The organism is Nonomuraea sp. NPDC052116, from assembly GCF_040680035.1.
Taxonomy (GTDB): domain Bacteria; phylum Actinomycetota; class Actinomycetes; order Streptosporangiales; family Streptosporangiaceae; genus Nonomuraea; species Nonomuraea angiospora_A.
Window position 1 is genome coordinate 231,246 of record NZ_JBFAWA010000011.1, and the last position, 14,326, is coordinate 245,571.

General features: G+C 72.6%; 2 protein-coding genes. Both read right to left on the reverse strand.

Going from position 1 to position 14,326, the window contains the following annotated elements; genetic code table 11:
• Positions 1-23: 23 nt before the first annotated feature.
• A complete protein-coding gene (locus tag AB0L65_RS23350; RefSeq protein ID WP_364248692.1) occupies positions 24-9,518 on the reverse strand; it encodes an amino acid adenylation domain-containing protein in 9,495 nt (3,164 codons plus the stop codon).
• Positions 9,515-14,224 carry an amino acid adenylation domain-containing protein gene (locus AB0L65_RS23355; protein ID WP_364248693.1) on the reverse strand — a complete coding sequence of 1,570 codons (4,710 nt, stop codon included), beginning with the start codon at positions 14,222-14,224 and terminating at the stop codon, positions 9,515-9,517. Before AB0L65_RS23355 ends, AB0L65_RS23350 begins: the two co-directional genes overlap by 4 nt.
• Positions 14,225-14,326: the final 102 nt, after the last annotated feature.

The window sequence follows — 14,326 nt, forward strand, 5'->3', positions numbered from 1 at the left end:
GCCGTACCGGGGGAGAGGAGGGGTCACGCGACGAGCTGTCTGTCGGCCTCCCGCTGGATCAGGTTCTTGTCGGAGATGGCCACCGCGTCGGGGGTCGCGTCGGGCAGCTCGTCCTCCAGGAAGCGGACCGGCCGGTAGCGGAAGGCCGCCAGCCCGATCAGGACGGTCACCGCGCCCGCCACGATGGTGAGCAGGGCGATCCCCCGGCCGTGCGCGGAGCCGGCGATGGGGTTGAAGACCTGCTCCACCAGCGGTCCGGCCAGGAGGAACCCGACCGGGACCAGCGCCCAGCTGAGCATCAGGTTGGTGGCGATGACCCGGCCCTGCAGGTCGAGCCCGACCTTCTGCTGCACGATGGAGAACCAGTGCGCGTTCAGGAACGCGGTGAGCAGCCCGATGAGGAAGAGCCCGATCGCGGGCAGCGCCGGATGGGGCGCGATCCCGATGACGGCGAAGGCGACGCCCAGCGCCATGAAGGAGCCGAGGATGCCGTTGGTGCGCCGGGCCAGGCCGCCGGTCACCGTCATGACCAGGCTGCCCAGCAGGAGCCCGATGCCGGTCATCGAGAGCGCCACGCCCAGGCCGCGGGTGTCGGTGAGGCTGAGCAGCAGCGGCGTGGACAGGACCTCGACCATCGCGAACGGGAAGTTCAGGAACGCCGTGAACAGGATGATCGCCAGCAGCCCGTGCCTGCGGCTGATGTAGCGCCAGCCGCCGGTCACCTCCTGCCAGAACGGCTCCTCCCGCTTCTTGAACAGCGTGTCCGGGAACCGGACCGCCAAGGTCACGACGACCGCGAAGGCGAAGGTGGACAGGTCGATCAGGATGATGCCGCTCAGCCCGACGGCGGCCACGAGCGCACCGCCGAGCAGCGGCGCCAGTACGGTTCCCGCCGCCTGCCCCAGCTGGGTCAGGCCGTTGGCCCTGCCGTAATAGCGTTTGGGCACCAGCTGGGCCACGGCCGCCATGTAGGCGGGCTGGTGGAAGGCCGTCGACACCGCGCCGATGGCGACGATGAGGTAGACGTGCCAGAGTTGGAGCCCGCCGGTCCAGAGCAGGGCGGCCAGCGAGACGGAGGCGCACCCCGCCGCCGAGTCGGCGGTGATCATGACGAGCCTGCGGTTGAAGCGGTCCGCCACCGCGCCGGCGATCGGCGCCAGCACGACGGCGGGCAGCAGGGCCATGACCGAGACGAGGGCGAACATGGAGACCGACCGGGTCTGCTGATAGGCCCACAGGCCCAGGCCGAACGTGGTCAGCCCGGTGCCGATCAGCGACACCAGCTGGCCGAAGGCCACCAGGGAGAACGTCTTCAGGCTGGCCTGCTGGTAGCGGGGCGGCAGCGGAGCCGCCGCCCGGTCGTGGCCGCCGAGGATCCCGGCCAGCTCGGTCGCCTGGTGCTTCTGGAAGTAGTGCCCGGCCTTGGGGATGACCTCCAGCGACACCGAGTCGGAGAAGGCCTCCCATTCGCGGAAACGCTCCTCGTGCAGCTCGGTGGCGCGGTCGTTCTCGCCGACCACGCACACCAGCGGCGCCGACAGCTTCTTGATGGGCGCCTGGTAGAGCTCGGTGTAGTAGTCCTCGCCCTCCTGGGTGTCGTGGAGGAAGACGCCCATGATGAAGTCGCGCTCGCGTGGGTCCAGCGCCTCGGTGAAGAAGCCCATGGCCCGCAGGAACTCCAGCGCCTGCCGCTTGGAGGTCCACCGCTCCATCGGGAAGTTCCGTCGGAACCAGGCGAAGGCCTTGCCCGGCAGGCGGGGCGCCGGGAAGTGCCCGCCGATCACCACCTTCTCCGGCTCGACGCCCTCCTCCTCCAGTCTGCGGGCCAGTTCGACGGTGAGCGCGCCGCCCATGCAGTGGCCGTAGAGCGCGAGTGGCCCGTCGACCTTCTCCTTGATCTCCTTGACGCAGCCCTCGACGAGCTCGTGGAAGGGCAGCATGGGTTCGCCGGGGTTGCCGGTGTCGTGGCCGGGCGGCTCCAGCGCGAGCATGGTGATGTGCTCGGGCAGGGCCGCGGCCAGCGGCTGGTACGTGATCGCACCGGCGCCCGCGAACGGCACGCAGACCAGGGTCAGCGAGGCCGCCGGGCGCGCAGGCGTCAGTTCGTGCAGGAGGCCGATGTCGTGCGATGAGCCGTCGAGCGTGGCGAACGCTCGGATCGTGGGGTTCTTGAAGAGGTCCAGCACGGTCGCCTGGATCCCCGAGTCCCGTACGGCGCGCACGGCCTTGAAGGAGTCGCCGCCCAGCGCGAAGAAGTCGTCGTCGATCCCGATCCCCTTCACGCCCAGGATCTGCGACCAGAGCTCGACCAGCTTGACCTCGGCCGGAGTCCGCGCCGCCGCGCCCTCGGCGCGTGCCTGGCCCACCGGCTCGGGCAACGCCTTGCGGTCCACCTTGCCGTTGGGGGTGAGCGGCAGCGCCTCCAGCGGCACGAACGCCGAAGGGATCATGTAGTCGGGCAGCTTGCGCCGCAGGTATTCGCGCCAGTCATGGTCGGAATCGGCGGCCAGGTAGGCGGCGATGCTCTTGTCCTCGTCCGAGCCGCGCACCACCACGGCCGCCTCGCGGACCGCGGGATGTGCCAGCAGGAGCGACTCGATCTCGCCCAGTTCGATCCGGTAGCCGCGGACCTTCACCTGCCCGTCCGCCCGGCCGAGGAACTCGATCGAGCCGTCGGCCCGGCGGCGGGCCAGGTCACCGGTCCGGTACAGCCGGCTGCCGTCCTGCCAGGTGACGAAGCGTTCGGCCGTCAGCTCGGGTTGGTGGAGGTAGTCGCGGGCCAGGCCCGCCCCGCCGATGTAGAGCTCGCCGACCACGCCGGTGGGAACCAGCTGCATCGCGGTGTCGAGCAGGTGGATCCGGGTGTTGGCGATCGGGTGGCCGATCGTGATCGGCCCGTCGGTGACGCGGGTGAGGGTGGACCAGATCGTGGTCTCGGTCGGCCCGTACATGTTCCACAGCTCGGCCACGCGCCCGCGCAGGCCGGTGGCCAGGTCGGCGGGCAGTGCCTCGCCGCCGCACAGCGCCTTCAGCCCCGGCTTGCCCTCCCAGCCCGCCGACAGCAGCAGCCGCCAGGTGGCCGGGGTGGCCTGCATGACCGTCGCGTCCTCCAGCAGGGCGGCCAGGCTCACCGGGTCGTAGGCCGCCTCGCGGCTCGCGATCAGCACGCGGGCGCCGACCGTCAGCGGCAGGAACAGCTCCAGCACCGAGATGTCGAATGCGGACGTCGTGACGGCCAGGAGCGTGTCCTGGCCGGTCAGGCCGGGCTCGCGGCTCATCGAGGTGAGGAAGTTGACCACCGAGGAGTGCTGGACGCGCACGCCCTTGGGCCGCCCGGTGGAACCGGAGGTGTACAGGACGTAGCAGGGGTTCTGCCGGGTGGCCTGCGCGGGCAGCCGTTCCGGGCTCTCCTCCGGGAAGCCGTCGTCGGCGAGGATCAGCTCGCCCTGGTAGCCGGTGTAGCGCCCGGCCAGCTCGCGCTCGGTGACCAGGACGCCGATGCCGGAGTGGTCCAGGATGTAGTCCTGGCGCTCCTGCGGGTACATCGGGTCGAGCGGCACGTACGCGCCACCCGCCTTCAGCACGCCGAGCAGGCTGACCAGCATCGTGGCCGACCGCTCCAGCGCGACGCCCACCAGCGTCTCGGGTCCCGTCCCCGCCGCCCGCAGGCGCCGGGCGACCCGGTTGGCCCGCTCGTCCAGCTCCCGGTACGTCAGCGAGACGCCCTCGAAGGTGACGGCCACGGCGTCGGGCGTCCGGTCGGCCTGGGCCTCCACCAGCTCGTGGATGCACAGGTCGGGCACCTCGACGTCCTGGCAGGCCAGCTGCTCCTCCAGCTCCTCGCCGGTGAGGAAGTCCAGGCCGGACAGCGCGGTCCCGGGTGCCGCGGCGATCGCGGAGAGCAGGGTCTCGTAGTGCCGCAGCAGCCGCCCGGCGGTGCCGGCGTCGTAGAGCGCGGTGTTGTACTCCAGCCGGCACAGCAGCTCGTCGCCCTGCTCGTAGACGTAGAGCACCAGGTCCACCTGGGCGGTGCCGGTCTCCACGGCCAGCTCCCGCACGGCCGGCCCGTTCATGTCCAGGTCGCTCTGGGGCAGGTTGAGCAGGTTGAACAGTACCTGGAAGAGCGGGTTGCGCGACAGGTCCCTGGGCGGGTTGAGCTCCTCCACCAGTTGCTCGAACGGCACGTCCTGATGCGCGTACGCGCCCAGGGCGTACTCGCGCACCTGCGCCAGGAGCTGCGTGTACGGCATCGAGCCGTCCATCGCGGCCCGCATGACGAGGGTGTTGATGAAACAGCCCGCGATGCCCTCGAACTCGGGGCGGGTGCGCCCGGCCACCGGCGAGCCGACGCAGATGTCCTCCTGGCCGCTGTAGCGGTACAGCAGCGTGTGGAGCGCGGCCAGCAGCGTCATGTAGAGCGTCGCGCCGCGCTCCTGGCTGAGCTTCCGCAGGCCCCCGGCCAGCTCCGCAGGGAGTACGTGGGTGGCGACCGCACCCTCGAAGGTCTGCATCGGCGGGCGCGGCCGGTCCGTGGGCAGGTCCAGGCTGTGCGGGATGCCGCGCAGCCGCTCCTTCCAGAAGCCGAGATCGGCGACCTGCTCCCGCTGCCAGCGAGCGTAGTCGCGGTACCTGACCGGCTGCTCGGGGAGCGTCTCGCCGTTGTACAGCGCGACCAGCTCGGTCCGCAGCAGGGTGATCGACCAGCCGTCCACGACGATGTGGTGGAAGCCGAGCGACAGGACGTGGTGATCCGGGGCGAGCCGCAGCAGCCGGGCCCGGAACAGCGGGCCGTGCGCTAGGTCGAACGGCTCGGCCGCGGCCTCGCTCAGCGCCCGTTCGGCGTCGTCGCAGTCCTCGACCGGCAGCGGCACCTCCCCTGCGGGCAGCACCACCTGCACCGGCTCACCGTCCGGGGCGCGGAAGACGGTCCGCAGCGACTCGTGCCGCCGCACCAGCTCGCGCAGGGCGCCGTGCAGCCGCTCCAGGTCCAGCTCGCCCCGCAGGTCCAGAGCCGTGGCCACGGCGTACGCGGCCGAGCCGTGCACCTGGTCGATGAACCACATGCGCCGCTGGATGAACGAGACGGGCGCGGGACCGGGATCCTCGACGACGGGGATCACCTCGCGGGCTCCCACCGAAGCGACGGCCGGGACCAGCGCGGGGGCGGACGCCGGGGCGACGAGCGCCCGCTGGCCGGCCAGCGTCGGGTGCTCGAAGATCGCCTCGATCGGCAGGCCGAGGCGGGAGGCGAGCTGGGTGGCCACCAGGGAGTCGCCGCCCAGGCCGAAGAAGTCGTCCTGCGGGCCGGCGGGCACGATGCCGAGCACGTCCTGCCAGGCGGCGGCGACCGCGTCGAGCTCCTGGACCGCCCGGGCCTGCGCCACCGGCTCCGCCGTCAGCGGCGCCGGAGCCGCCGCCGCGATCTCGAAGCGCCGGGCACGCGGCCCGATCCAGTAGCGCCGCCGCTCGAACGGGTACGTGGGCAGCGGCACCCGCCTGCCCGGCGGGCCGAACGCCGTCCAGTCGATGCCGGCGCCACTCACCCACAGGCGTCCGATGCCCTCCAGCAGGGCGGACTGCCCGCTGTCCGGCTCGGTGAACGGGGCGACCGCCGCCTGGCCTCCCTGGCGGCGGACCAGGGTGGTCAGCGTACGGCCCGGCCCCGCCTCGATCACCGCGGCGTCGGCGGCCACCAGGGCGCCGGCGCAGTCGGCGAACCGCACGGTCTCCCGCAGGTGGCGCACCCAGTAGGCGGGGTCCTTGGTCTCGGCGCCGGACGCCCAGCCGCCCGTGACGTTGGACAGGTACGGCAGGTCCGGCGCCCCCAGCTGTACCGAGGCGACCTCGGCGGCGAAGGCGTCGAGCACCGGATCCAGCATGGCGGAGTGGAAGGCGTGGGAGGTGCGCAGCGCGCGGCAGGCGACACCCTGCCCCGCCAGCCGCCGCTCCAGCTCGGCGACGGCCTGCTCGGGGCCGGCCAGGACGCACAGCTCGGGGGCGTTGACCGCGGCCAGCGAGATGTCCTCGCCGAGCAGGTCGCCGACCTCGGACTCGGGCAGCGGCACGGCCAGCATCGAGCCCGAGGGCAGGCTCTGCACCAGGCGGCCGCGGGCGGCGACCAGGCGCAGCGCGTCCTCCAGGGTGAAGACCCCGGCCAGGCAGGCGGCGACGTACTCGCCGATGCTGTGCCCGGCCATCATCGCCGGGCGGACCCCGCGCTCGATCAGTGCGCGGGCGAGCGCGTACTCGGTGACGAAGAGCGCGGGCTGGGTGAGCCAGGTCTGGTCGAGATCGCCGGCCTCGCCGTACAGGACCTCGCGCAGGTCGAGGCCGAGGTGCGGCTCGAGGAGGCCGGAGCAGGCGTCGACGGTGGCGCGGAAGACGCTCTCCGATCGATACAGGCCCGCGCCCATCCCGCGGCGTTGCGCGCCCTGGCCGGGGAAGAGGAAGGCGATCTCGCGCGGGCGCGACTCGCCCGCGACGAGCTCGGCGTCCTGCGCCGACCGGTGGTCCTCGGCGACCAGGATGCCGCGGTGCCGCAGCTGGCGGCGGCCGTGCCGGAGGGTGGCGGCGACCTCGCCCAGGTCCGCGTCCGGATGCGCGGCCAGGTGGGCGCGCAGCCGCGTGGCCGTCTCCGTCAGCGCCGAGTCCCCGGCGGCCGACATGACGAGCAGGTGCGGGCCGGTCGCCGGCGGGGCGGCGGGCTGTTCGGGCGCCTCCTCCAGCACCACGTGGGCGTTTGTGCCGCCCATCCCGAACGCGCTGACGCCAGCCCTGCGCGGTCCCTGGCCCTGCGGCCATTCCGCGCCGGCGGTGGGCACGTAGAACGGGCTGAAGTCGATGCGCGGGTTGGGCGTCGCGAAGTTGACCGTGGGCGGCAGCGTACGGTGCTTGAGCGCCAGCACGGTCTTGATCAGCCCGGCCATCCCGGCGGCGGCGTCGGCGTGGCCGATGTTGGACTTGACCGAGCCCAGCGCGATCGGCCGATCCCCGGTGAAGACCTGGGAGAGCGCCGCGACCTCGATGGGATCGCCGAGCGCGGTGCCCGTGCCGTGCGCCTCGACGTAGCCGATCGTGCCGGGGTCCACGCCGGCCGAGGCCAGCGCCGCGGTGATGACCTCGGCCTGCCCGTCCACGGCCGGCGCGGTGTAGCCGATCTTCCTGGTGCCGTCGTTGTTGACCGCGGAGCCGCGTACGACGGCGTGGATGGGATCGCCCGCGGCGAGGGCGTCCTCCAGCCGCTTCAGCACGACGATGCCCACGCCGCTGGCGCCGATCGTGCCCTGGGCCTCGGCGTCGAAGGGCCGGCAGTGGCCGTCCGGGGAGCCGATGCCGCCGCTCTGGTAAAGGTAGCCGCGGCGGCTCCAGGCGTTGACCCGCACCGCCCCGGCCAGCGCGAGGTCGCAGTCGCCCGCGATCAGGCTCTGCCTGGCCAGGTGGAGCGCGACCAGCGAGGTGGAGCAGGCGCTGTTGACGCTGACGCTCGGCCCGCGCAGGTCGAGCTTGTACGAGGTCCTGGTCGGCAGGGAGTCCTTGTCGTTGCCGAGCATGACCTGGTACTCGCCCACGGCCCTGAGCACGTCGGGCGCGGCCAGCAGGTTCTCGATGTAGTAGCTGCTCATCGCCGAACCGGCGAAGACGCCGATGCGCCCCGGGTGGCGGGCGGGGTCGCAGCCCGCGTCCTCCAGCGCCTCCCAGGCGGTCTCCAGGAACAGGCGCTGCTGCGGGTCGAGGATCTCGGCCTCACGCGGGGTGAACTCGAACAGCGTGGCGTCGAACAGGTCGATGCCGTCCAGCACCGTCCCCGACCTGACGTAGGCGGGGTCCGCCAGCCGGTCGGGGTCCTCGCCGTCGGCGAGCAGCTCCTCGTCGGTGAAGTCCTGTACGGCTTCGACGCCGTCGCGGATGGCCGCCCAGAACTCCTCCGGCCCGGTGGCGCCGGGGAAGCGGCAGGCCATGCCGACGATGGCGAGCGCGCCGCCGGCGGCCGCGGTGCTCGCGACCACCGCGGGCGGCGGCGCGTCAGGGCTCAGGTAGGCCGTCAGCGAGGCGATCGTCGGGTACCTGAACAGGTCGGTGACCGTCAGGTTGAACTGCTTGCGCAGCCGCTCGTGCACCTGCAGGACCAGCAGCGAGTGGCCGCCCACGTCGAAGAAGTTGTCGTCGGGGCCGAAGGCGTCGCTGCCCAGCGCCTTGCGCCAGGCTCGGGTGACGAGCTGGGCGATCTGGTGGCGCGGCATCTCCGTGGGCGCCTCGTCCCCGGCCATCGCAGCCGAGAGTACTCGCCAGAGGTCGGCCACCAGATCGCGGATCGTCCCCGCGTGGAACAGGTCCGTGTTGTATTCCACGAGCCCGTCCAGGGTCTCGCGGACGCCCACGGTCAGGTCGAACTTGGCCGTGTGCTCGGCGATCTCCACGGGGGTGACCGTCAGCCCGTCCAGCTCCAGCGCCGCCGTGGCCTCGGGCAGCATGTTGAACATCGTCTGGAACACCGGGCTGCGGTCCAGGCGGCGTTCCGGGTTGAGCTCCTCCACCAGCCGCTCGAAGGGCATCCCCTGGTGGTCGTGAGCGTCGAGCACCGCGTCCTTGACCCGCTCGACCACCTCGGCGAACGACGGGTCGCCCGACAGGTCGGCGCGGATGGCCAGGGTGTTGGTGAAGAACCCGATCAGGCCCTCGAACTCGACCCTGTCCCGGTTGGCGATGGGCGTGCCCACCACCAGGTCCCGCCCGCCCGAGCGCCGGGAGAGCACCACCAGATAGGCCGCGAACAGCACCATGTAGGGGGTGGCGCCCAGGCGCCGGCAGTACGCCTTGAACTCCTCGCGCGGGAGGTCGAGGGAGAAGGGCAGCTCGGCGCCCGCGTACGTCTGGACGGCCGGCCGGGGCAGGTCCGGCGGCAGCTCGCTGATCGGCGGCGCGTCCGCCAGCCTCTCCCGCCAGAAGTCCAGATCCCGGCCGTAGTCGTTCTCCCGCTGCCAGATCGCGTAGTCGGGGTACTGCCGGGTCAACGCCGGCAGCTCCCGGCCGTCGTAGAGCGCGCCCAGCTCCCGGCGCAGCACGTCCAGCGACCAGGCGTCGGCGATGATGTGGTGGAGCGTGAGGTGCAGGACGTGCCGGTCCGCGCCTTCGCATTCCAGGTGCGCGCGGATGAGCGGGCCGGTGGTCAGGTCCATCGGCGTGCCGTCGGCGGCGTCCGCCAGGTCGATCTCCAGCGAGCCGGCCACGATCTGGTACGGGCCGTCCTCGTCCATCGCGAACGTGGTGCGCAGGCTCTCGTGCCTGGCCACCAGCGCGTTCAACGCGCGGTGCAGCGCGTCTCGGTCGAGCGGGCCTTCGACGCGGAAGGCGAGCGGGATGAGGTAGTGCGCGGCGCCCGGGGCCATCCGGTCCAGGTACCAGGCGCGGAGCTGGGTGAAGGACATCGGCAGCCGGTCGGGCCTGAGCGGCCCGGCCTGCGCCTGCTTCTTCTTGCGTAACGCTTCCAGGAGCTGGCGCTGCTGGTCTGACAGGCTCATTCGTCACCTTCCATCGACCGCAGCAGGGCCTCGGCCTCGTCATCTGAATACGCGGCGACCATGAGATAGAGCTCGGCCGCGGCCTCCACGTCCGGCGACGTGAGCTGGGCGGCGAGCTCGGCGACGGTCGGGTGGGCGAAGAGCGTCCGCAGCGGCACCCGTACGTCCAGCGCCTCGTGCAACCGGGCGGCGATCCGGGTCGCGTTGAGCGAGTGGCCGCCCAGCTCGAAGAGGTCGTCGTGCCGCCCGACCGTCCCGCCCAGCACCTCCTGCCAGATGGCGGCGATGGTCTGCTCCACCGGGGTGAGCGGCGCCGCGACGGTCCGCACGCCCTGGCCGGGGTCCGGCAGGGCGTGCCGGTCCACCTTGCCTGACGGGTTCACCGGCAGGGCGTCCAACGCGACGAACGTGCTCGGCACCATGTACTCGGGCAGCCGTTCGACCAGGTAGGGACGTAGCTCGGGAGTCCCGTCGGCGACCACGTAGGCCACCAGCCTGCCCTCCAGAGCCATGACGAACGCCTCACGCACGGCCGGATGCCCGGCCAGCACCGCGGCGATCTCGCCGGGCTCGACCCGGTAACCGCGGATCTTGACCTGGTCGTCCGCGCGGCCCAGGAACTCGATCTCCCCGGCCTCGTTGCGGCGGGCCAGGTCCCCGGTCCGGTAGAGCCGGCGCCCGTCCCGCCAGGTGATGAAGCGTTCCCGCGTCAGCTCGGGCTGGCCGTGGTAGCCCCTGGCCAGGCAGGCGCCGCCGAGGTGCAGCTCGCCGGGGACGCCGTCGGGCGCCTCGTGGCCCAGGCGGTTCAGGATCAGCGCCTGGACACCGGTGACCGGCTTGCCGATGGGCGGCAGCCGGGGCCAGTCCGCCGGAGGACCGGTGAGCGTGTGGGCGATGTCGATGATCGCGCCCTCGGTCGGCCCGTACTGGTTGTGCAGCGTCATCCACGGCTTGATGAACCGCTCGAGCTGCGGGGTGACCTGGAGCTGCTCGCCCGCGGTGATCACCTCGCGCAGCGTGGCGGGCGGCTCGACCCCGGCGCCGGCCAATGACTGGAGCGCCACGAAGGGGAGGAAGATCCGCTTCACGCGGGTCCGGGCGATGTGGTCGAGCAGGGCGGCCGGGTCGCGCCGGACCTCGTCGCTGACCATGATCAGGGTCCCGCCGTACGCCCAGGTGCTGAAGATCTCCTGCACCGAGACGTCGAAGCCGAGCGCGGTGAACTGCAGGCTCCGGTAGGCGCCGCTGTGCCAGGCCATGAGGTTGGCGACCGGGCGGTGCGGCATCGCCACGCCCTTGGGCTGTCCGGTCGAGCCCGAGGTGAACAGGATGTAGGCCAGGTCGTCCGGGGTGACGCCGCTGTCCGGCCGGTGTTCGGGCTGTCCGTCGAGGTCGGTGTCGACGTACACGGGCCGCTCGTGCGGCAGGCCGCCGGCCAGCGCCCGGTGCGTCACCAGGACCGGGGTGTCGACGCGGCCGAGCACCTGGGTGAGGCGTCCCTCGGGGTAGGAGGGGTCGAGCGGCACGTACGCGCCGCCCGACTTCAGGATCCCCAGCAAGGCCACGGGCAGGTCGAGCGAGCGCCGTACGTGCAGGGCGACCGGCACCTCCGGGCCGACCCCGAGCCCGCGCAGCAGGTGGGCCAGCCTGTTGGCCCGCCGGTCGAGCTCGGCGTACGTGAGGGCGGCGCCCTCGAACTCGACGGCGACCGCGTCGGGCGTCCGGTCGGCCTGCTGCTCGAAGAGCCGGTGCAGGCACTGGTCCGGGCCACGGCCGGGGGGCTCGTGCTCGCGGGCGAGCAGTGCGGCGAGCGGTGCCGCCGGGTCGGCCGCCACCTGCTCCAGGACGCGCACGTAGTGGCCCAGCAGCCGCTCCGCGGTGGCGCGCTCGAACAGGTCGGCGGCGAACTCCAGGCTCATCTCCCGCCCTTCGGCGTAGAGCACCAGGTCGGCCTTGGCGCCGCCGTTCTCGACCTCCTCGAGGATCCGGAAGGTCACCCCGTCGCCCCGCCTGGCGTCCGCCGGCTCCTGCATCGCGAACATCACGTCGAAGGGCGGCCGGCCGTCGGGGCGCAGCTCTCGTACGATCTCCTCGAGCGGCACGTCCGAAGGCGTGGCCAGGACCGTCGCCCGCACCTGTGCCAGCAGCCGCTCGAAGGTCGGCTCGCCGTCCAGACGGGTCCTGATCGGCAGCGTCTCCACGTAGAAGCCGATCATCGAGTCCGCGCCCGGCGTCTCCCTGCCGGAGAACGGCACGCCCGTCACGATGTCGTCCTGGCCGCTGTAGCGGTGCAGCAGCGCCTGGAAGGCCGCGAACAGCACCATGAACGGGCTGGCCTGGGCGCGCCTGCCCAGCGACTCCAGCTCGGCGAGCAGCCCGTCCGGCAGCGTGGCCCGGACCCGGCCGCCGCGCCGGGACGCCCCTGCCGGTCCCGGGGCCGGTCCCGGCCCGTCCGCGGGCAGCCCCAGCCGCTCGGGCGGCGAGTCCAGGACCTTCCTCCAGTACGGCAGGCCGTCCAGGCTCTGCCCGCGCCGGTACGGCCCGGCCGCCGCGGGCAGGCTCTCCCCGGCGTAGAGCCGCGCCAGCTCGTCCAGGAAGACCCCGGCCGACCAGCCGTCGAAGGCGATGTGGTGGACGGTCACCAGCAGCCGGTGCCGGTCGTCGCCGAGCCGGAGCAGCAGCGCCCGCAGCACGGGACCGTCGCGCAGGTCGAAGGGGTCGCGCGCGTGGTGCAGCGCCAGGGCGTGCGCGCCACGCGGGGTGGCGTCCATGACCTTGATCCGTACGGGCGCCGCCTCGTCGATCACGGGCACCGGCTCGCCGTCGCGCTCTTCGTAGCGGGTGCGCAGGGGCGGATGCCTGCGCACGATCTCGTTGATCGCGTTCTCCAGGCGCCCGGTGTCGAGGGGGCCGTCCAGGGCGAACAGGATGGGCACGTTGTACTGCGGGCCGGGCGCGACCTGGTCGATGAACCAGAGGCGGCGCTGCGCGGGCGTGAGCCCGCCCTGGGCCGCGGTGACGGCCGTCGCCTCCGGGAGGTCGTCGATCGCGTGGGCGAGGGCGGCGAGCGTGGGATGTTCGAAGAGCATCCGGGGCTCGACCGGCTTGCCCAGCTTCTCGAAGGCGCGGGCGGCGATGCGCATCGCCAGCAGCGACTGGCCGCCCAGCGCCAGGAAGTCGTCGTCGGCGCCGATCGGCCCGGCGCCCAGGACGTCCTGCCAGATCTCGGCGAGCAGCGCCTGCGTGGGGGTGGCGGGCGGCGTGATCGAGCGGGGCGCGCGGACCGGGTCGGGCAGCGCGGCCCGGTCCACCTTGCCGTTGCCGGTCAGCGGGAGCTCGTCCAGGAAGACCCAGGCCGTGGGGATCATGTAGTCGGGCAGGAACCTGCGCAGGTGGGCGCGGGCCTCCTGCTCGGTCGCCGTGCCCACGACGTAGGCGACCAGCTCGTGGCCGCGGACGGCGGTGGTGGCGGCCCGTACCCGCTCGTGACGGCCGAGCACGGTCTCGACCTCGCCGAGCTCCACCCGGTTGCCGCGGATCTTGACCTGGTCGTCGAGGCGTCCCAGGAACTCGATCTCGCCCGCCCGGTTGCGGCGGGCCAGGTCGCCGGTGCGGTAGAGCAACTGCCCGTCGCGATCGCGGACGAATCGCTCGGCGGTGAGGTCGGGCCGGTCGAGGTAGCCCAGGCCGACGCACACGCCGCCGAGGTGGATCTCGCCCTCGTCGGCCGGCCGCATCTCCTCGTTCAGGAGGCGGACGGTGACGCCGGGCAGCGGCGAGCCGAGCGCGGGCGGGCGGCTCTGGCCGTCGTGGACGGGCACCTCGCCGGCGATGGCGTTGACGGCGCATTCCGCCGGGCCGTACAGGTTGACGAGGCGGAAGGGCAGCCCGGGCCTCGGGTAGGCGGTGAGGCGATCACCGCCGGTGCTCAGCGTCGCGAGCGCGGTCTCCGCAGGCCAGGACAGGCCGAGCAGGCCCTCGGCGATGGGAGTGGGCGCGTAGCAGGTGGTCAGCTGCTGGTCCACGATCCAGTCGCGGAGCGCGGGCAGCGAGAGCCGGATCTCCTCGGTGGGGATGACCATCGTGGTGCCCGCGGTCAGGCACATCCAGATCTCCCAGACCGACGGGTCGAAGTTGGGGCTGGTGAGCAGCGAGGCACGGCCACCGAGGCCGAAGGTCTCGTGGGACCACCCGATCAGGTTGGCCAGCGCGCGGTGGGGGACGAGCACGCCCTTGGGCGCCCCCGTCGAGCCGGAGGTGTGGACGACGTAGGCGAGGTCGTCGGGCTCGACGTCGGGCAGGGGTGAGGCGTCCGCCTCGGCGGGGGTGTCGATCACCGGGATGCCGTCGGGGACCAGCGATCTCCACTCCGGCGCCGTGATCACGGCGCCGGCTCCCGCCAGCATGGCGTGGATCCGCTCCACGGGCGTGGCCGGGTCGATCGGCGCGAAGGCGACGCCCGCCTTCATCGCGCCGAGCTGTCCCGCGACCAGCCGGATGGAACGGCCGGCGAGCACGGCGACCCACCGCTGTCCGGTCATCGTGAGATGACGCAGCTGGGCGGCGATGCCGTTCGCCAGGCGATCTAACTGCCGGCAAGTGAGGTGTTCTTGCCCGGCCGAAACAGCGACCCTTTCGGGGGCCGCGCACAACTGCTCCTGGTAAAGGTGCAGAACAGATGCCAAGGGTGGTGCATCTGACGTCATTGTCACGCCTGCCGATTGTTGAGTTTTTTAGGACCCTTTGGGGGTGGGCCGCCGAACAGAATGACCTTGTCATTAGATCTCTGTCAACCATCTGGTGATCAT